This is a genomic window from Sulfitobacter sp. CW3 (assembly GCF_019392245.1).
Classification (GTDB): Bacteria; Pseudomonadota; Alphaproteobacteria; order Rhodobacterales; family Rhodobacteraceae; genus Sulfitobacter.
In genome coordinates, this window is record NZ_JAHXRL010000587.1 from 1 (window position 1) to 232 (window position 232).

1 protein-coding gene is annotated in these 232 nt (G+C 61.2%); it reads right to left on the bottom strand.

Features of this window, described 5'->3' with window-relative positions; genetic code table 11:
- Nucleotides 1–232, bottom strand: a 232-nt coding sequence (locus KZZ06_RS22310; RefSeq protein WP_219582071.1) for an alcohol dehydrogenase catalytic domain-containing protein, incomplete at both ends; no start/stop codon positions are given.

Genomic DNA, 232 nt, shown 5'->3' on the forward strand with positions numbered 1-232 from the left:
CACGGTGTACTCGGAGAAGGTCGAGGTGCCCATGTAGTGGAAAATCGGCTGCCCCTTGTAGGAGAAGCGCGTGGTGCCATCGGGCATCAGGCCTTTGCCTTGGGTGGAGCGGATGGCCTGGCACAGGTTGGTCTTGCCCGACAGGCAGAATTTGCACTTGCCACATTCCGGGGTGTACAGCGGGATCACGTGGTCACCGACAGCAACCGAGGTCACGCCCTCACCGATCGCT